Annotated in this window: 20 protein-coding genes and 1 pseudogene; 3 read left to right on the forward strand and 18 right to left on the reverse strand. The window is 68.3% G+C overall.

Annotated elements, in window-relative coordinates:
* Positions 1 to 99 precede the first annotated feature (99 nt).
* Entirely contained in the window at positions 100 to 1,059 is a 960-nt protein-coding gene (locus ACZ899_RS06520; protein ID WP_234560971.1) for a ribonuclease Z, read from the forward strand.
* Between the two features lie 153 nt (positions 1,060 to 1,212).
* On the opposite strand, the gene ACZ899_RS06525 is transcribed toward ACZ899_RS06520, so the two are convergent.
* Both ACZ899_RS06525 and ACZ899_RS06530 read right to left on the reverse strand, forming a co-directional pair.
* Positions 1,213 to 2,781 carry a sensor domain-containing diguanylate cyclase gene (locus ACZ899_RS06525; protein ID WP_234560972.1) on the reverse strand — a complete coding sequence of 523 codons (1,569 nt, stop codon included), beginning with the start codon at positions 2,779 to 2,781 and terminating at the stop codon, positions 1,213 to 1,215.
* Between the two features lie 179 nt (positions 2,782 to 2,960).
* On the reverse strand, positions 2,961 to 3,851 hold the full coding sequence (locus tag ACZ899_RS06530) for a LysR family transcriptional regulator (RefSeq protein WP_234560973.1): 891 nt from the start codon (positions 3,849 to 3,851) through the stop codon (positions 2,961 to 2,963).
* Between the two features lie 108 nt (positions 3,852 to 3,959).
* Between ACZ899_RS06530 and ACZ899_RS06535 the strand changes: the two genes are divergently transcribed.
* On the forward strand, positions 3,960 to 4,934 hold the full coding sequence (locus tag ACZ899_RS06535; RefSeq protein ID WP_234560974.1) for a polysaccharide deacetylase family protein: 975 nt from the start codon (positions 3,960 to 3,962) through the stop codon (positions 4,932 to 4,934).
* 130 nt (positions 4,935 to 5,064) lie between these two features.
* Here ACZ899_RS06535 and ACZ899_RS06540 read toward each other — a convergent pair whose 3' ends face one another.
* Positions 5,065 to 5,568 (reverse strand): ester cyclase, encoded by a 504-nt coding sequence (locus ACZ899_RS06540; RefSeq protein ID WP_234561025.1) that lies wholly within the window; start codon positions 5,566 to 5,568, stop codon positions 5,065 to 5,067.
* Between the two features lie 179 nt (positions 5,569 to 5,747).
* Between ACZ899_RS06540 and ACZ899_RS06545 the strand changes: the two genes are divergently transcribed.
* Entirely contained in the window at positions 5,748 to 6,161 is a 414-nt protein-coding gene (locus ACZ899_RS06545) for a winged helix-turn-helix transcriptional regulator (protein ID WP_234560975.1), read from the forward strand.
* A gap of 132 nt (positions 6,162 to 6,293) precedes the next feature.
* Here the strand turns inward: ACZ899_RS06545 and ACZ899_RS06550 are convergent, their stop codons facing one another.
* The 15 genes and pseudogenes from ACZ899_RS06550 to ACZ899_RS06620 all read right to left on the reverse strand — a co-directional run bounded on the left by ACZ899_RS06550 (position 6,294) and on the right by ACZ899_RS06620 (position 18,284).
* The gene (locus ACZ899_RS06550; RefSeq protein ID WP_186735546.1) at positions 6,294 to 7,145 is read right to left on the reverse strand and encodes a CsgG/HfaB family protein; all 852 of its coding nucleotides are present in this window, start codon (positions 7,143 to 7,145) and stop codon (positions 6,294 to 6,296) included.
* A 32-nt stretch (positions 7,146 to 7,177) separates the two neighbouring features.
* Positions 7,178 to 7,597 carry a curli assembly protein CsgF gene (locus ACZ899_RS06555; RefSeq protein WP_050705917.1) on the reverse strand — a complete coding sequence of 140 codons (420 nt, stop codon included), beginning with the start codon at positions 7,595 to 7,597 and terminating at the stop codon, positions 7,178 to 7,180.
* Entirely contained in the window at positions 7,594 to 7,989 is a 396-nt protein-coding gene (csgE, locus tag ACZ899_RS06560) for a curli production assembly/transport protein CsgE (RefSeq protein WP_203646718.1), read from the reverse strand. Before csgE ends, ACZ899_RS06555 begins: the two co-directional genes overlap by 4 nt.
* Positions 7,986 to 8,507: a type II secretion system protein gene (locus tag ACZ899_RS06565; protein ID WP_234560976.1), complete on the reverse strand. Its 522-nt coding sequence runs from the start codon at positions 8,505 to 8,507 to the stop codon at positions 7,986 to 7,988. The genes csgE and ACZ899_RS06565 overlap by 4 nt, the downstream gene beginning before the upstream one ends.
* Complete coding sequence (locus ACZ899_RS06570) at positions 8,482 to 8,856, reverse strand: type II secretion system protein (protein WP_096050074.1); 375 nt, start codon at positions 8,854 to 8,856, stop codon at positions 8,482 to 8,484. The genes ACZ899_RS06565 and ACZ899_RS06570 overlap by 26 nt, the downstream gene beginning before the upstream one ends.
* A 5-nt stretch (positions 8,857 to 8,861) precedes the next feature.
* Entirely contained in the window at positions 8,862 to 9,335 is a 474-nt protein-coding gene (locus ACZ899_RS06575) for a type II secretion system protein (protein ID WP_203646723.1), read from the reverse strand.
* Entirely contained in the window at positions 9,332 to 11,209 is a 1,878-nt protein-coding gene (locus ACZ899_RS06580; protein WP_234560977.1) for a secretin N-terminal domain-containing protein, read from the reverse strand. The genes ACZ899_RS06575 and ACZ899_RS06580 overlap by 4 nt, the downstream gene beginning before the upstream one ends.
* Positions 11,206 to 11,706, reverse strand: a complete 501-nt coding sequence (locus tag ACZ899_RS06585; protein WP_234560978.1) for a hypothetical protein — start codon at positions 11,704 to 11,706, stop codon at positions 11,206 to 11,208. The genes ACZ899_RS06580 and ACZ899_RS06585 overlap by 4 nt, the downstream gene beginning before the upstream one ends.
* Entirely contained in the window at positions 11,706 to 12,257 is a 552-nt protein-coding gene (gene pilO, locus ACZ899_RS06590; protein WP_232855122.1) for a type 4a pilus biogenesis protein PilO, read from the reverse strand. The genes ACZ899_RS06585 and pilO overlap by 1 nt, the downstream gene beginning before the upstream one ends.
* Positions 12,244 to 12,786: a PilN domain-containing protein gene (locus ACZ899_RS06595; RefSeq protein ID WP_110739465.1), complete on the reverse strand. Its 543-nt coding sequence runs from the start codon at positions 12,784 to 12,786 to the stop codon at positions 12,244 to 12,246. The genes pilO and ACZ899_RS06595 overlap by 14 nt, the downstream gene beginning before the upstream one ends.
* A gap of 1 nt (position 12,787) precedes the next feature.
* Positions 12,788 to 13,570, reverse strand: a complete 783-nt coding sequence (locus ACZ899_RS06600) for a hypothetical protein (protein WP_203646728.1) — start codon at positions 13,568 to 13,570, stop codon at positions 12,788 to 12,790.
* Entirely contained in the window at positions 13,551 to 15,302 is a 1,752-nt protein-coding gene (locus tag ACZ899_RS06605) for a GspE/PulE family protein (RefSeq protein WP_234560979.1), read from the reverse strand. The genes ACZ899_RS06600 and ACZ899_RS06605 overlap by 20 nt, the downstream gene beginning before the upstream one ends.
* 54 nt (positions 15,303 to 15,356) lie before the next feature.
* Positions 15,357 to 15,891: pseudogene (locus tag ACZ899_RS06610) on the reverse strand (response regulator).
* A gap of 239 nt (positions 15,892 to 16,130) precedes the next feature.
* A complete protein-coding gene (locus ACZ899_RS06615) occupies positions 16,131 to 16,772 on the reverse strand; it encodes a SurA N-terminal domain-containing protein (protein WP_234560981.1) in 642 nt (213 codons plus the stop codon).
* Between the two features lie 21 nt (positions 16,773 to 16,793).
* Positions 16,794 to 18,284 carry a cytochrome c/ABC transporter substrate-binding protein gene (locus ACZ899_RS06620; RefSeq protein WP_442799928.1) on the reverse strand — a complete coding sequence of 497 codons (1,491 nt, stop codon included), beginning with the start codon at positions 18,282 to 18,284 and terminating at the stop codon, positions 16,794 to 16,796.
* Positions 18,285 to 18,391 lie beyond the last annotated feature (107 nt).

The raw sequence follows: 18,391 nt of genomic DNA on the forward strand, positions 1-18,391 counted from the left end.
ACAGCAGGAAGCAGCACTGGCCCCTCCGGCAGCACCATGCTAGCCTCCGCGCGCCCCGCCCTGCGGGGTCGCAACAACATCGAATCAAGGAGCCAGGCAATGGACCTGCAGTTTCTGGGCACCTCTTCCGGTGTGCCCACCAAGGCCCGCAACGTCAGTGCGACCGCGGTCATCGAATCCTCAGGCACCGGCTGGTACCTGGTCGATTGCGGCGAAGGCACCCAGCACCAGTTGCTGCACAGCCCGCTGTCGGTGCGCGACCTGCGCGCCGTCCTCATCACCCATGTGCACGGCGACCACTGCTTCGGCTTGCCGGGGCTGCTGGCCAGCGCCGGCATGTCGGGGCGCAAGGAGCCACTGCAGCTGGTTTTACCGGCCGACCTGCAGGCCTGGGTACGCCAGAGCCTGGCGGTCAGTGACACCTACCTGCCCTTCGAGCTGCAAATGCAGCCGGTCGAGACCTTCACCGGGCTGGAACATGGCAATGTGCAGATTGGCGTGGTCGAGCTGTCGCATCGGGTGCCGTCCTACGGTTTCGTGTTCGAGGAACGTGACCCAGAGCCACGGTTGGACACCCAGCGCCTGCAGGCCAACGGCATCCCCGCCGGGCCACTGTGGGGGCAACTGGCCCGTGGCAGGACTGTCGAGCACGAAGGGCGCCAGCTCGACCCGCAGGCCTACCTGCAACCGACGCGCCCGGCGCAGCGGATCATCGTCTGCGGCGACAACGACCGCCCGGAGCTGTTGAGCACGCTGGCGGCGAACGTGGATGTGCTGGTCCACGAAGCCACCTTCACCCAGCCAGTGGTCGAACGCGCCCAGGCAAGCTTCGGCCACAGCACCGCCGCCGCGGTGGCGCGCTTCGCCGAAACAGCGGGGGTGAACAACCTGGTACTGACGCATTTCAGCGCCCGCTACCAGTCCGGCGGCGGGCGTGGTGGCTCCATCGAGGAGGTACGCGAAGAGGCGCTGGCGCACTACAACGGGCACCTGACACTGGCCCGGGACCTGCAGCGTTATCGGCTTGGCCGTGATGGGGTGCTGGTCGAGGTGGAGTAACCCCCCCGACGGGGACCTATCGTGGGAGCGGGCTTGCCCCGCGATGAGGCCTGACCAGGCACCTTCATTGCCTGACCGGACGCTATCGCGGGGCAAGCCCGCTCCCACGAATGCCCGCACAACGCTAGTAATGCCTGGGCGACTCCTGCGACCTCAATGCGCCGGATGCTGCTCCACACTGGCTGCCAGGCAGTAGCGATCCCGCCCCTGGCGCTTGGCTTCATAGAGCGCCGCATCCGCCGCCGCCATCAGGTTCTCCGGGGTCACCGTCTCCAGCGTTGGCGCGCCCACCGCGATGCCGGCGCTGGCCGAGACATGCCCAAGCGGGCTGCCGGCATGCTCGATGGCCAGCCGGCGCAACAGCTGCAGGATCTCCTGGACGATCTGGCTGGCGCCCTGGCCATCGGTATCGGGCAACAACAGGGTGAACTCCTCGCCGCCATAGCGCACCGCCAGGTCCCCCGGGCGCTTGAGCGCCTGGCGCAGCAGCTCGGCGAAACGCCGCAGGCACTGGTCGCCCGCCGGGTGGCCGTAGCGGTCGTTGTAGGCCTTGAAGTAGTCCAGGTCGAGCATCACCAGGGCCAGCGGCCGACCCTGGCGCCGCGCCCGGCGGATCTCCGGCTCGAACACCGCGTCCAGGCGTCGGCGGTTGCCCAAACCGGTCAGGCTGTCGCTCAGGGCCAGCGCCTTTAGGGTCTGGTGGGCCTGGTGCAGTGCGCGCTCGATGGCGATGCGCTCGCGCAACTGGCGCAGGACGATCCAGCCGAAGCCGGCCAGGCCGACCAGCAGCAGGACCAGCACGGCCAGTGACTTGATCATGTCATGCCGCCAGGGCCCGACGATCGACTCGCGGGACAAGCCCGCCTGTACCACCAGCGGGTAGCTGGACAGCGCACGGAACGCATACAACCGGGTGGTGCCATCAACCACCGCCACCGCTTCGGTCACGCCTTCGCTGGCGTAGGGCAGGTAAAGACGGAAGATCTCGCTGCCCGCCAGGCTGCGGCCAATGACCTGCTCGACGAACGGCCGGCGCACGAGGATGGTACCGTCGCGTTTGGCCAGCACCAGGGCGCCACGTTCATCGATCTTGAAATCACCGTAGTAACGCACGAACCAGTCGACCTTGATGGTGCCCAGCAGCACCCCGGCGAAGCGGCCATCGGGCAGGTCCAGGCGCCGCGAGATGGGGATGATCAGGTCGCCCGTGGAACGGCTGCGCACCACCGAGCCGATACGCACCTGGTGACCGGCGTGGGTCTGGTGGTAGATGAAATAGTCGCGGTCGGCGTTGTTGGCACCCGGCGGCACGGCGTCCTTGTCGGTGACGATCCAGCTGCCATCGGCGCCGTAGACGAACAGGCCGTGCAACTGCGGCATGATTTTCACCTGCTGCTTGAGCAGGGCGTGCAGGCGCGGTCGATCGACATGGGCGAAGCCATCGCCTTCCAGGCGCTCGGCCAGGACGGCGGTGATCGCGTCCACCTGGCGGATGGCGTCCTCGGCGTGCTGGGCGGTGGCCCTGGCCAGGTTGGTGACCGCGTTCTCGGCGTCGCTGAACGCCTGCCGGTACTCGCGCCAGATCCGCCAGCCCTCGATCAGCACGAACGCCAGCATCACCACCGCCATGAAACCCAGCACCAGGCGGAATAACGACACGGCGCGGCCCTCGCCGGTCACCGCGAAGACGCTGTCATCAGTGTGTTTCCTGGCTGCTGCCATCGAAGTCCCTTGTCATCACGCATTGGCCGCTCATCACTATAGTTCAGCCAGGACACTGTCCATCTACTGTAGGAGCGGCCTTGTGCCGCGAAAGGGCCGCGTAGCGGCCCCGGCGATCTTTGCGTCAACGCTGACATCCGGGGGCCGCTCTGCGGCCCTTTCGCGGCACGAGGCCGCTCCTACAAATACCCCGCCCCAAGCTCCACCACGATCGCCTCCATCAACGCCCGCACCCGCCTCGGTTGCACCCGAGTCGGCGGATAGACGATCTGCAGCGCCACCTGCCCGGCGCTGAATTCGCCCAGCACCTCCACCAGCCGGCCACTGTCCAGGTCATCGCGCACATCGCGCAGCGACTTCAGGCACAGGCCATGCCCGGCCAGTGCCCAGCGCCGCACCTGCTCGCCGTTGTTGGCGACCCGCCGCCCGCGCACGCTGACCGGATAGGCCGCCGCGCCCAGGCGAAACGGCCATACCCGCTCGGTGTGGATGCCGAAGCGCATGACGATGCAGTTGTGCCGCGCCAGGTCGTCCGGGTGCAGTGGTGTGCCGTGCCGACTCAGGTATTCGGGCGCGGCGCATACCACCCGGCGGTTGTCGCCCAGGGGCCGGGCGCGCAGGGAGCTGTCGGCCAATGTGCCGTAGCGGACGGCGAAGTCGATGCCCTGCCCGACAAGGTCGACGTAGCCATCGGTCAGGTCCAGGTCGATCGACACTTCGGGGTGTTCGGCAAGGAAGCGGTCGAGCAGCGGCGCGATGCAGTGCTGGCCGAGGTCCACCGGGGCGCTCAGGCGCACCAGCCCGGAGATCTTCTGCTGGCCGTGGCGCAGCTGGCTCTGCAGCTCGTCGGCCTCGGCCAGCAAGCGCCGGGCGCCGTCGGCCAGCAGCCGACCGGCGTCGGTCAGGCTGAGCGAGCGGGTGCTGCGGGTCAGCAGCGTCACCCCGTAATGCGCCTCCAGCGCCGACAGGCGCTCGGACACCGTGGCCGGTGACAACCCGCGCTCACGGCCCGCCGCCGACAGGCTGCCCTTTTCGATGATGGTGAGGAACAACGCCAGTTGATCCAGCATGGCTTTCGACTTTTCCGAAATATGATTTTGTCTTTCGGCTGATTATTAGCGATTTTCTCGCTAATTACACTGCCCGGCATCGAAACCCACGCACTCAGGAGCGAACCGATGACCAGCAGAAGAGACTTCATGAAAGGCACCCTTGCCGGCGGCATCGCCGTGGCGGCGGGCGCGGCACTGGCGAGCGAGCCAGGCAGCACCAACGGGACGACGCCAGGTAGCGGCGATGGCAAGGCGTTCTGGCCCAACGGCGCGCAACTGGTGATATCGGTGTCGTTGCAGTTCGAATCGGGTGGGCAGCCGGAGCATGCCGAAAGCCCCTTCCCGCCCCTGGACCCACGCTACCCCGACACCATCGCCCCCAGCTGGTACCGCTACGGCCCGCTGGAAGGCGTGCCGCGCCTGCTCGCGCTGTTCGACCGGCACGGCATCAAGGTTACTTCGCACATGGTCGGCAAGGCCGTGGAAGCTTACCCGGAGCTGGCGGCCGAGGTGGTCCGGCGTGGTCACGAAGCCGCCGGTCACGGCCTGCACTGGGCGCCCCAGTACAGCCTGACGCCCGCCGAGGAGCGCCGCCAGTACCAGCAGGCCAGCGCCATCATCGAGCGCGTCACCGGGCAACGTCCGCTGGGTTTCAACGCGTTCTGGATGCGCCACTCCCGCGAGACCCTGAATATCCTCCAGGACCTGGGTTTCCTCTACCACATCGACGACCTGGCCTGTGACGAGCCGTCGATCACCCCGGTGCGCGGCAAGCCGTTCGCCGTGGTGCCCTACACCCTGCGCAACAACGACATCGGCCGCATCGCCGGGTCCACGGCGATGACCGGCGCCGCCTTGCTGCAGGAGCTCAAGGACGAATTCGACGTGCTGTACGCCGAAGGCCGCCAGCGCCGCCGGCTGATGTCGCTGTCGGCCCATGACCGCATCGGCGGCACGCCCACCGTGGTGCGGGCGCTGGACCAGTTCTTCGCCTATGCCCGCAGCCATGCCGGGGTGGCGTTCATGCGCAAGGACGACATCGCCCGCTGGACCCTGGCCCAGGGCGATGCGCCGGTCAATCCGCCGCGGGTGTTCAGCTGATCGCAGGCCAGGCCCAACCTGTAGGAGCGGCCTTGTGCCGCGAAAGGGCTGCGCAGCAGCCCCGGGATCTCAGCCTCAAGGCAGATATTGCTGGGCCGCTTCGCGGCCCTTTCGCGGCACAAGGCCGCTCCTACAGCCCCACCAGACCCGCCTGGCGCATGAACGCCAGGTTGTCCTCCAGATGCCAGTCCTCGGCGATGCGGCCATCGGCGATGCGATAGATGTCCATGGCGATGAAGTCGATGGCCTGACCCTGGCCCCGGTGCTCGCCCAGTGTGCCGGTGAAATGGCCGGTGAAGCGCAGCGCCGCAGTAACCCGGTCGCCCGCGACGATCATCTGCAGCACCTCGCAGCGCAGGTCCGGCACTGCCGCGCGGAATGTCCGGGAAGCCTCCAGCGGCCCTTCGACGCCCTGCACCCGCCCCGGCGGCAGGGTGTTGTCGCGAAAGTCGGCGGCCAGCGCGGCGCGGGCCATGGCCTCGTCGCCAGTGTTCCAGAAGGTGTCGTAGCGGCGGGCGGCGAGGATCTGCTGCTGCGCCTGGGCCTCGGGCAGGCTCTGGTCGACCACCAGCGTGGCCGGCGTCACCAGCTCACTGGCGTTGCCCAGATTGGCCGCCGCCGTCAGCAGCAGCATGGAGATGCAGCGGGCGGCACGCAGCGCCGAAGCCTTGGTTTCGGTGTTCATCCTGATTTCCTTCAGTGCGTTTACAAGGGGGCATGGCGCGGCCGCGAACCATGGACAACAGCCTAACCAGCCCCGAGCAAGCGCTCAAGAAGGCACTTTTCACTCACCTGATTACCTTGGAGTAACCCATGGCCCACTACCGCGAATGCCCGGCCTACGACGTCTTTGCCCCGAACTGCCCGGCACGCCTGGTGCTCGATCGGCTGGCCGACAAATGGGTGCTGCTGCTCATCGACCGCCTCAGCGCCGGCGAGCGGGTGCGCTTCAACCAGCTGCGCCGGGATATCGCCGGGGTCTCGCAGAAGGTGCTGTCGCAGACCCTGAAGAAGCTCGAGCGCGATGGCCTGGTGGAACGCCAAGTGCATCCGACCGTGCCGCCCACCGTCGAATACGCCCTGACCGAACTGGGCGCGACACTGGGTGGCACGGTGGAACAACTGGCGCATTGGGCGGAGTCGAACATGCCGGCGATAGTTCAAGCTCGGCAACGCTACGATAAGAGGCCGGACCCAGGATCCCCCCGCAATGCACTTCCCCTGTAGGAGCGGCCTTGTGCCGCGAAAGGGCTGCAAAGCAGCCCCGCCGATCTTTGCATTAGCGCGCAAATCCCGGGGCCGCTGTGCGGCCCTTTCGCGGCGCAAGGCCGCTCCTACAGGCAAGCGCGTAACCTCGACTTACGGCTGCTGATACTGACTCAGGTACTTGTCCAGCACCGCCTTGTCCCCCGCCCCATCCCCCGCCACCTGCCACAACCGCCGCTCGATGCCCTGGGCCAGCAGGTGGCCCACCGCGGCTTCGATGGCCGACAGCACGCACAGCTGCGCCGGTTCGTTGGTGGTGTAGCCCACCTCGGCTTCGAGCAGCTTCTTGAACTCGATGAACTTGAACACCCCGGCGTTCTGCCCGACCGAGTAGATGGTCTTGCTGGTCATCACGTTGGCCAGCACCTGGCCGGTGCGCACGTCCACCGCCCGCAGGTTGACCGTGACCTGGTCGACCCGGTACTCGCGGGACAGGCCGATGCCCAGGTAGCGGGCGCCCTCACCGCCGCTGCGCACATTGGTGTCGTAGGCGATGATGCCACCCTCGAGCATCAGGTTGGCCGCCTGCAGCGGCGGCAGCTCGCCCTGGATGTTTTCCGCGACGTCGGGCTTCTTCTGCGAGGCGCGGATGATCTTGCGCTCGGTCAGCAGGTTCTGCAGGCCCTCGCGCTCCAGCACCACGAACCAGCCGCTGGCATTGAGCGCGTCCATCAGCATGCTCGCCGCCCCCTGGGTGACGCTAGTGGAAAACGAACTGGCCGGGGTCGGCTTGTATTGCCCGGTCTGGTCGCGGAAACCGTACACCACCGCCATCAGCCGCCCGCGCGGCCGAGGCATGTTGACCAGGTCGTAGTAGGTCGAGGCCCGCGGCGTCAGCGTCGGGGTCTCGGGGTCCTGTTCGGCGGGCATCGGCTCGCGCAGGCCGCAGCCTGGCAGGCTACCCAGGGCGGCGAGGACCAGCAGTGTGCTCAGCAGGCGTTTCATGGCGTTCTCTCCCCAGTAAAGACCCGTCCCTCTCAGGGGTTCAGGCCGCTGACCTCGATGATCGAGACTTCCCCGGTGGCCCGGTCGGTGACCTTGATGCTCAGCGCCCCCGAGTCGTCGATGACGTCGATCAGGAAGGCGTCGGTGGACATGCTGCCGGTGTTGCCGTTGCTGATGTTGTCCAGCAGCTGCCCGAGCAGGCGCGACTCGAGCTGGTTGCTGAAGCGCTCCAGGGCCGAGGTGCCGGCGAATGCCGAGCTGCGGTCCTTGAGGTCGGGATCGTCGTAGTCGTTCTGCGCCTGGGCGTTGTTCAGCAGCCAGGTGCCATTGATCGGGTTGCCGCCGAAGGACGGGTTGACCGGGGTGTACACCAACTCGGTGGCCAGGGCCTGGCCACCGAGGCCGGCAGCCAGCAGGCAGGCGGCGATGCGTCGTGCAAGATGGGTGCTCATAGCTCGTCCCTCTCCAGATCGGTTGTGTCCTGCAGCAGTCGTTGCAGCTTGCGCTGGATGATCTGTTGCCTGACCAGGTCGGCGGCCGCGATGGCCTCGTCGTTGAGTTGCGTGGTGTTGGGCGGCAGGAAACGCCGGTACAGCACCTCGCGCTCGTATTCCACCGTCACCAGGCTGCCCCAGCGGGCATCCGGGCGTTCGCGCACCACCAGGTTGAAGTCGAGCCGGCTGGTGGCGCGCAGCCGGTCGCTGAAGGCGTGATAGAAGTCGTGGCCGATGTGCGAGATGGTGTTGTCGACGATAAAACCCATCATCTCGTCCTCGGCACCCGCCCGGGCCTGACCCTGCAGCAGGGCCAGGCACAGGCACAGCAACGTGGCCAGGCGTTTCATGGCGCCTCTCCCGGGCCTGCGTGTTGACGGGCGCCGCCGGCACTCTCGGCAAAGGCCTGCTCGGCGACGAACTGCCAGTCGCTGTAGTGTTCCAGCCCTTCGAAAGCGCTCCACTGGGCGTCGAAGCCACTGCGCTTGAGCGGCGCGGCCTCGGAGCGGCTGTACACCCCGGTGATACGGCCATCGACCGCGCGCAGCAGGCCCCACTCCTCGCCGCCGCCGACAGGGTCCGGGTAGAGCCTGCGCAGGTGGCGCTGCGGCGATGGAAAACGGTTGTCCTCCACCAGCTCGCCCAGCTCCTGCGGGTACTGGGCCAGGCCCGGCGAGGCGCGGTAGTAGCTGCGCAGGGCCTGGGCATACTGGCCGCCCACCCACAGCAGCTGGCGCTCGCGCTCACGCTGCACGCTGGTGGCCCACAGGGGGCCGGTGGCCGCCAGGGCCACGCTGCTGACGGCGATCAGCAGCAGCACGCCCAGGTAGGTGAAGCCGGTTTCACCATTCGGCATAGAGGCTGCCATCACGCGCCCTCCCGCTGGCTCCACTCTTGATGTCGGCCACCCCGCCAGCCACGCCCTCGGGCGGCGGCACCAGCTGCCAGGCATCGCGGCGCTCGGTGATCGGGTCGACCGGTGTGTTGCGCAGGTAGCGCTGCTCCACCAGCTGATCGAGGGAATCGGGGTAGTGCCCGGTGTCGCCGTAGTAGTGGTCCAGGGCCTCGCGCAGCACCGCCAGGCTCTGGCGCAGGGTGGCCTCGCGGGAGGCCTCCAGGCTGTTGAAGTAGCGCGGCATGGCGATGGTCATCAGGGTGGCGATGATCGCCATCACCACCAGCAGTTCGATGAGGGTAAAGCCCTTGCTCGGTTTCATCGCCGTCACCATTGCCCGTAGGGGACGTTGTTGAGGCCCTTGCCGGCGGCCGTGGAATAGACGTCGAACACGTCCTCGCCCTCGCGCGGGCTGTCGGCCGCGCTGTCGTAGGCGCGCAGGCCCCAGCCGCCCTGGTCGTCGGCCTTGGCGGCGCGCAGCGGGTCGTGGGGGATGCGCCGCAGGAAGTAGAACTTCGCGCCCTTGGCGCTGCGCACATCGCGCACGCCGTCCACCAGCACCTGCAGGTTCGGTGGATAGCCGCTGCCGTTCAGGCGCTTCTCGATGTAGCCGGCGTCGAAGGCGCGCTTGTAGGCATCGATGGCGTCGCGGATCTGGTACAGGGCCTCGCGCAGTTGCTGCTCCTTGCCCCGGCGTACCACGGTCTCGGTCAGTGGCGCGGCCATGCTGGCGAGCAGCCCGAGCAGCGCCAGGGTCAGCACCACCTCGATCAGGCTGAAGCCCTGCTGGCGGCGTGTCATGGCCGTGGCCTCGGGCTGGCGGGCACCACCGCCATCTGCCCTTCCACCAGCGGCGCCTCCTGCGACTCGCTGCCCGGCACCTCGGTGGGCACCGCGCTGGCCGGCACCGGCTGGGCCAGCTGGCGCACCTGCAGGGCCGACTCGGTGCCGGTGGCGAACTCCATGTCCGACGGGCTCTGGTACGGCAGGTTGCGCACGATGCGCGGGGTGATCGCCAGCACCAGTTCGGACTTGCTCATGTCGTCCTTGTTGCTGCCGAACAGCCGGCCCAGGCCGGGAATGTCACCCAGCCCCGGGATCTTGTTGCCGCTGGCGTTGTGGTCGTTGCGCACCAGCCCGGCCAGCACCTGGGTCTCGCCATCATGCAGGCGCAGGCTGGTCTGGGCGTTGCGGGTATCGACCTGGACCGGAATGGTGCCCTGGCGGGTCGCCTCCAGGGGCGTGGCGTTGCTCACTTCCAGCGCCACCTTGATCGCCACCTCGTTGTTCAGGTGCACGGTGGGCTGCACTTCGAGCTTGAGGCCGACGTCCAGGTAGGTGACGCTCTCGGTGATCACCGGGCCCTGGGTCGAGGGCACCGAGGTCGCGCTGATGATCGGCACCCGCTGGCCGATGTGGATGCGCGCCTGCTCGCGGTTGCTGACCCGGATCACGGGGCTTGCCAGGGTGTTGATGTCCTTGTCCTGGGCGTTGATCTTGGCCTGCGGCGCCGGCGAGATGCTGATGCGGCTGGAGTCGATGCCGCGCAGCTGGTCGAGCACGCTCACCGACTTGCCGTCGCTGGTCAGCACGCCGAAGGTGTTGGGCCATTGCAGGCCAAGGTCGAGGATGCGCGAGGTGGCCACCTCCATCACCTCCACCTCCAGCACCACCTCGGGGTTGGACTGGTCCTGGGACTGCAGCAGTTTCTCGGCCATGCGCACGGCGTCGGGAGTGTCGCGCATGGTCAGGGTGTTGAGGCGCTCGTCGACGAACACGTCGCGGGTCTTGAGCATGGTTTTGACCATGTTCAGCGCGGTGTTGGCGTCGATGCTGGTCAGGTAGAAGGTGCGCATGACCAGTTCCTGGTAGTCCTTGGTCTTCTGCGGCGAGTCCGGGTAGATCAGCAGGGTGTTGTCGTTGACGATCTTCTGGCGCAGCTGGTTCTGCTCCAGCAGCAGGGCCACGGCGTCCTCGATGCGCACCTCGCGCACGAAGATGGTGGCCTTCATGTCCGGGCGCAGGTCCTTGTCGAAGATGAAGTTGATCCCGGCAACCTGGGCCAGCACCTCGAAGATGGTCTTGAGGTCTGCATCGCGAAACTCCAGGGTGACCGGGCGCTCCAGCTTGCTGCGCAGCTGCGGATACGGCGTGGCGGTGCGCGCCTGGACGTTCTCGATGTCGCTGCGCAGGGTCTGGCCTTTCTGGTTCTGCGGATCCAGGCGCAGCACCTCGTGCATGTAGCGCTCGGCGCCGAACAGGTCGCCCTGGCGCAACGCCGCCTGGCCGAGGGCGACGCGATCGTCGAGGGTGCGGATCAGCTCCAGCTGGCGGATGCCTTCCTGGGCGCGGCGGTTGTTCGCCTCGATGGTCAGTACCCGGCCGTAGCCCATGCGCGCGCCGGCGAAGTCGTGGCGCACGCGGTCGCTGTCGGCCTGGGTCAGCAGCGCTTCGACCGCGGCCTGGCGGCCGTGGGCCAGGGCGATGTTCAGTTCGGTGTCGCGCGGGTCCTCGCGCAGGGCCTCTTCCAGGCGGGCGATCCCGGCCTCGTACTGGCCTTCCTTGATCAGTTCCTGGCTGTCCTTGCGCGCGGCGCTCGAGCCGCATCCGCCGATGGCCACGCACAGGGCCAGGAGCATGAACGGCGCAGGCTTGCACAACTTCGACGATTTCATGGTGCGCTCCCGACAGACAGGGTCTGTGGCTGGTGCAGTGGCAGGTAGACCAGGCTCAGCTCGGTGGCCGAGACGTGGTCCAGACGGTAGGTGTCATCGATCACGTCGCCCTGGCGCACGACGTAGAGCTTGTCGCCGCTCTGCAGGAAGATCTGCAGGTCGTCGCGCTCGCCCATGCGGCCGATGAAGCGAAACGGCAGCGTCGGCGCGGTGGGCGCGGCGGCCACCGGGGCGCTGACCACGGGTTGCTCGGTGACGGTGGCCAGGGCCTGGGGTGGGGTCCATTGCTGGCTGGGGAACAGGTCGTGTGAAGGGCTGGTGGCCTCATCGCGGGGCAAGCCCGCTCCCACCGGGACCGTGGATGCTGCGTGGGAGCGGGCTTGCCCCGCGATCGGGCCAACCTCCTCCTCCACACCAAACCAGTGCCCCGGTGCCCACGCCAGCGCGGCGCTCAACCCCAGGAACCCGGCCCACGTCACCGCACGCTGAGTGTTCATCACGACCTCGACAGGTAAAGGGTCATGCGCACACGACCGGTCAGTTCCCGGTCACCGATCCGCTTGCGCTGCAGCTCCAGGTCTTCCAGCACCAGGGTCGGCAACTGGCCGAGCAGGGCCTTGAGGAAGCCGCGTATCTGCGGGTAGCTGCCGCGCACCGGCAGGACGATCTGGTAGCGCGCCAGCTGGGTCTTGGGGTCCACCCCCAGGGCGTACTCGCCGCGGGACAGGCTGATGCGCTCGGCGCTGGCCAGGTGGTACAGGCGCTCGATCAGCTCGCTGGCCTGGGGCTGGCCGGGCAACTGCTGGCGCAGTTCGTCCAGGGCCTGCTGCTCGGGCCGGGCCTGGACCTTCAGCTCGCCGCGCGCCAGGCGCTGCACCTGGGCGCTGGCATCGGCCTCGCTGGCGCGCAGCTCGCGCACCGCCTGCCAGTGCGGCAGCACCCCGGCCAGGGCGATGGCCAGCGCCAGGGCGCCAACCAGCAGCGCCGCCAGCCCTGCCCGGCCCAGGCGCCGCAGCGCTTCGTGGACAATCAGGCTAGGGACGCGCATGGCCGGTCTCCCAGGTGGCGGTGAGGTTGAAACGCACCGGATGCTCGGCCTGCCCGGCCAGCACTTCGTGGTTGAGCAGCGACACGTCGGACAGCTCGGCGCTGCGCTCCAGGCGCTGGTGGTACTGCAGCATCGCCTCGAGGTTGCGCGCCTCGGCGCTGATGCGGACCTGGCCCTTGCGTGCGTCTGGGGTGAGGCTGAGCAACGCCACGTCTTCCTGTGGCATCGCCTCGAGCATGGCGAACAGTTGCTGCCAGGGACGCTGCAGCTGCTGCGAGACGCTGCGCATCTGTGCCAGGCGCTCGGCCTGCTCGCGGATCACCGCGCTGCTCTGCACGGCGGCGGTGGCCGGGCGCCGGCCGAGCTTGAGTTCGAGCTGGTGCACGCGGCCTTCAAGGTCCACCTGCTCGCTCACCAGTTGCTGCTGGGCCAGCACCAGCACCGCCAGCACGGCGCCGCCCAGGGCCAGCAGCGACCAGGCCAGGGGGCTGCTGTGACGGGGCTGGAATTCCAGGTCGAGGCGGCGCATGTCAGGCCACCGCCCGCCACATGGCGCACAGCGGGTCGGCCTCGGCGCAAGGCGCGCACAGCTGCACCGCCGCCAGCTGCGAGGCCGCCGTGCGTCCCGGCGCGTGCAGGTACACCCGCGGCAGCTGCTCGCCGTACAGCTCGCAGGTGCGCTCGATCAGCGCCTGCAGGGCCTGGTCGCTGTCGGCGCAGCCCTGGGCCAGCACCTGTTGCCAGGCGCCGCCGGCGGCCAGCAGCAGCACGCTGCGGCGCGGCTCGGCGAGCACGAACAGGAAGTCGCCCTGGGCCAGCTGTGCCGAGCAGCGGTTGTAGGCGGCCATCAGGTACGGCTGCACCGAGCGCAGGCTCAGCCGGCTTTCCCGGCCCAGGGCCTGCAGGCCCTGGAGCAGCGCCTCGGGCAGCGCGGTGGCGATGCGCGCGGCGCCTGCCGGCTCCGGCGACAGGACGATGCGCCAATCGTCCAGGGCCTGGCCGTAGAGATGTTCGAAGCAGGCCCGGGCGTAGCTGTCCAGCTCGCCCGGGGTGCCTATGGCGTCGCTCCAGGGCACCAGGCAGAAGCGGCTGTAGCGGGCCGAGAGCAGCACCCGCAGTTGCGCGCCGCGTGCCGGGTGCTCGTCGAGCAGGCCGGCCAGGGCCTCCAGGGCCGCGGCCCAGGCCGGCTGGGCGGCGTCGCAGTTGAAGGCGCGACTGCCCAGCCACTGGTGTTGATGACCGTGCCAGCGGCCCAGGCCGACACCCTCGGCGCCGAGTACGGCGCAATACCGATCAGGCGATAAATGTGACACGGTTGATCTCCTCGAGTGTGGTGCGGCCGTTGCGGACCAGGTCCAGGGCCGAGGCACGCAGCAGGCGCAGACCGCGTTGGCAGGCCAGCTGCTTGATTTGCGCGAGCGGGCGGCGTTCGACGATCATCTGCCGCAGGTCGTCGTCCAGGTGCAGCAGCTCGGCAATGGCGTTGCGCCCGCGGTAGCCACTGCCACGGCACTGGCCGCAACCCTGGGCGCGCACGAAGCGCCAGCCGGCCACCGCGTCACGGGCCAGGCCCGAGGCGGCCAGCAGTTCGTCGTCGGGCTCGCAGGGCACCGCGCAATGCGGGCAGGCCAGGCGTACCAGGCGCTGGGCCAGCACGGCGTTGAGCGCCGAGACGAAGCTGTAGGGGTCGACCTGCATCTGGCTGAAGCGGCCGATCACGTCGAACACGTTGTTGGCGTGGATGGTGGTGAACACCAGGTGCCCGGTGAGCGCCGACTGCACGGCGATCTGCGCGGTGTCCGGGTCGCGGATCTCGCCGACCAGGATCTTGTCCGGGTCGTGGCGCAGGATCGAACGCAGGCCGCGGGCGAAGGTCAGGCCCTTCTTCTCGTTGACCGGGATCTGCAGCACGCCGGGCAGCTGGTACTCGACCGGGTCTTCGATGGTGATGATCTTGTCGACGCCGTGGTTGATCTCGCTGAGCATGGCGTACAGCGTGGTGGTCTTGCCGCTGCCGGTGGGCCCGGTGACCAGGATCATGCCGTAGGGTTCGCTGGCCAGGCGGCGCAGGGCGCGCAGGGTGTGCTCCTCGAAACCCAGCGCCTGCAGCTGTACGCCGCTGACCTGGTCGGACAGGTCCTGCTTGTCCAGCACCCGCAGCACCGCGTCCTCGCCGAAGATGCTCGGCATGATCGAGACGCGAAAGTCGATCTGCCGCTCGCCGATGGCCACCTTGAAGCGCCCGTCCTGGGGCACGCGCTTCTCGCCGATGTCCAGCTCGGCCATGACCTTGATGCGCGAGATCACCTGCTCGGCGAAGGCGCTGCCGCTGGCCTTGCCGGCACCGTTGAGCACGCCGTCGATGCGGTACTTGATGGTCAGGCCCTGGCCGGTCATGCCCAAGTGGATGTCGCTGGCGTGCAGCTTGAGGGCGTCGTACAGGGTCGAGTTGACCAGCTTGACCACCCGGCTCTGGTCTTCGCTGATGCTGGTCAGCGACAGGCGCTGCAGCGGGTCGGCCTCGCCACCGGCCTCGGCGTCGTGGCCGAGGGCGTCGACGGCGTGGAAGCTCTCTTCGTGGCGGGCCAGGAACGCGGCCAGGTCGGCGGCGTGAACCAGGTACAGCGGCGCGCCCTGCAGGCAGTCGTCGATCCAGGCCAGGCGGGCGCTGTCGAAGGGGTCGGCGAACACGCCAACCCGCTCGCCGTCATACTCGACCAGGGCGAATTCACGCTTCAGGCATTGCGCCAGGCTGACCTGGTCGAAGGCCGGGGCGCAGGCGAACAGGGTCTGGGTGGCGAGTGCCGGGTAATGCAGGGTGGCGGCCAGGCGCTGGGTGAAGGTGGCGGGCGTGTCACCGGCGAGGCGTTCCAGACAGGCCAGCAGGCGCTCTTCGCCGGCTTGCTGGCGGGCCTGGGTCAGGAGATCGCGGGGGTAGCCAGCAATCGCGGGGCAAGCCCGCTCCCACGAGTCCGTAGCCAGTTGCGTGGGAGCGGGCTTGCCCCGCGATGGGTCCAGTGGATCTGTATCGAATGCCTGGGACATGGCCTGCGACTCCGCTCAGGGGCGGCGCCGCAGGCTGGGGGGCCTTGGGCGCCGCTATTCCCCGGTGAGCAGTTGATCGTCGTCAGGTTCGGGAGGCCTGGCGCCGTTGCGTCGGCGGTCGGCCAGGACCCAGCTGCCATCGTACAACTGCAAGGGGAACGACTCGTTCCTGTTCTGGCGTCGTTCGACGAACCCCGTGGCCGGCTGGTCGGTGCTCCTGCGCTGGCGCTCGATGCCCATCAGGTCGAAGACGGCGCGGGCCAGTTCCATCAGCGGGAACGGCTTGAACAGGACATGGGTCACACCCAGCTCGGCGGCGCGCTCACGGACCTCGGCGGTCGGGTGGGCGGTGATCAGCACGAAATGACACGACCTGTTCCTGCGCACGGTCTCCAGGACCTGAAACCCCTCCATGTCGGGCAAGCGGTAATCCAGCACGATCACGTCCGGTGCCAGGTTCTCGGCCTGATCGATGCCGCTGGCACCGTCATGGGCGAGATGGGACCTCCAGGCCTTGCGCCTGCAGATACGCTTGCAGGTTCTGCGCAAGGGTCTGTTCGTCATCGACTACCAATACTCTGTTCACCAAGGTCCACTCCCATGAACTGCCCGGTTTCCCGGTCTGCGAAGTGCGGCCTTGTAGAGGCTTGAGCAGGCTTCGTGCCAGGCATGAAAAGTCATTGCGCACCGCTTTCAAGTCATTGATATCGTTGTCGCTTTCAATCCACTTCAAGCCGTGCCGGCAGGCCGTCCCCCACAACCGGGGAAGCTGATGGCACTTTGCCTTTGGGGCATTCCCCAACAGTGGGGGAACGCCCTGGCGCGGCTTCAATCGCCGCGCTCCACTGTAGCGGAATCACGCAAACGTTGGCGCACCGCTTGACGCGCCTGGGCCTGCAATTGCGCGACGAGCGCTGCCCTGGCCAGGCGCAGGCCGTGTTCAGGTAAGACAGAAGTATTATCACTTTGGTTCTGCATCCCTTGCAGTCTTTGCCGATTGGCCTGATGGAAGGCCGCGACCTCGGCTTCGCTGGGCTCGACCACCGCCGTCAGCCGGGCGTAGACCTGCTGGGCGGCCATCTCCTGACGAGTGTAGTCAGCGAAGCTGCGCCGATCGAAGCCCGCCTCCTCCAGGCGGCGCTCGAACACCGCGGGACTGCCGAAGGCCGCCTCCACCTCGCCGACCCGGGCCGTCAGCTGCGCCTCGCTGATCTCGACGCCCTGGCGCTTGGCCTCCTGCCATAGCAGCTCCTTGTCGATCAGTTCATCCAGGGCCTGCTCGCGCAAGCGCTGGTAAAGGTTGGGGTTGCGGATGCTCGCCACCGCCCGCCCCTGGACCTGCAGGTATTCGCTGAAGTAGCGCTCCAGCCGCAGCACGCCGATGTCTACGCCATTGACCCGCGCCGCCGGCGTGTCGGCGTGGCTTGCCAGGGCAAGCAGTGACAGCAGGCAGGCAATCAGTACGCGCATGGTCATCCACTCCTGAAGGGATCATGGTGAGTCCGGCACCGGACGATACGGCGCCACCTCGACATAGCCCGGCCCCGGCAGGCTCACCGCCACCACATGGGCGCCGGCCATGCCCTGGCGGCGCCCAGGGCCGAAGCCCAGCAACGGCGTCAGCCCGGTCTCGACGTCATGCAACTGTTCCAGGGCGCCGAGCAGTTGTTCACGGCTGGCGTCGCGCCCCACCTGTTTCAGGGCTTCGACCAGCAACTGCCAGGCGCACAGCGTGCTCACCTGCAGCGACGCCTGGCGCGGTTCCAGCCCCTGGCGCTGCTGCACGCCGGCCAGGGTGGCCCGGCCCCTCGCGGTCCAGTCGCCAGGCACGAACGGATAGGCCAGCAGCACGCGTCGCGACCAGGCCGGTGCCAGCCCCGGCACGGCACCGGCCACCTGGCTCGACGCGGCCAGCAGGTATGGGTTGCGTCCGGCGGCCTGCAGGCTGGCGGCCAGCTCGGCAAACGCCTGGGCGCGCCCCAGGAAGACGATGCCCTCGCCCGCCAGTGCCTGGCCGGTGAACGCTTGCGCGGATACGCCGGTAAAGCCCAACTGGCGCAAGCGCTGTTGTACAACCTGCGCCGCCTCGGCCTGGTCGTCACCGGCGTAGATCACCTGCACGGCATCGGCTGCCAGGCCAAGGCTGTCGCGGGCATGCAAGGCCACGCTGAGCAATTGCTCGGGCACGCCCGGCAAAGGGTCGAACACCTGCGCGTTGCCGCCACTGCGCGGCGTGGCGCCGATCAGCGGCAGGCTCGCCTGTTCCAGCTGGCGACTGTCGAGCAGTGGTGCCACGGGCGCGATCAGGGCGAAAACCTGCTCGCGCTGGATCAGCTGGTCCAGCGCCTGTGCGGTACTGGCCGGATCCGGCCCAGGGTCCAGCGCGATCAGCTGCAGTCGACGGCCATGGATGCCCCCCGCCTGGTTCAGCTGAGCGACACCATCCTCCAGCACCGCCCGCACCGTTCGCCCGGCCTCGGCCAGCGGGCCCTGTTCGGGCAGCAAGGTACCGAGGCGCAGGGTGCCCTCCTCCACGCCCGGGTCGCGGTCTTCGCCCAGGCGCTTGAGGTAGGCCGCCAGGTTGCGCTGGTCGGCCAGGCTCAGCTCGAAGCGTGGCATGGCCGGGTCCAGGTGGTTGCCGGCGGGATCGACGCCGCTGCGCACAACCCGCGCCAGGCTGGCTTCGGTATAGGCCGGGTAGCGTCGGTTGTTGACCTCGCGATCGCCTGGGCCGAGGGCCAGGCGCTGCCAGTCCAGGCTCGGCGGGCGTACCCCGCCTTCGCTGCGGCCGCGCCCGTCGTTGCCGTGGCAACTGGCACAGGGCAGCACGCTGGCCGGCACGCTCATGTCAGCGGGGCCGACCCGGGCCAGCAACTGGGCGTCGCTGCTGGAGAGGCCTTCGCGGTAGAGGCGTTTGCCCGCTTGCTCCTGGGCCGTCAGATCCAGTGCGTGCGAGGTGTTGCACATCATCAGGATCAACATCAGGTACAGGGGCAGGCCATTTCTGATGCCTGCAGCGCCTCCTGTGGGAGCGGGTTTACCCGCGAATGCTGCACTGGGCTCACTGACGCATTCGCGGGTAAACCCGC

The sequence above is a fragment of the Pseudomonas sp. TE31087 genome (assembly GCF_057284075.1).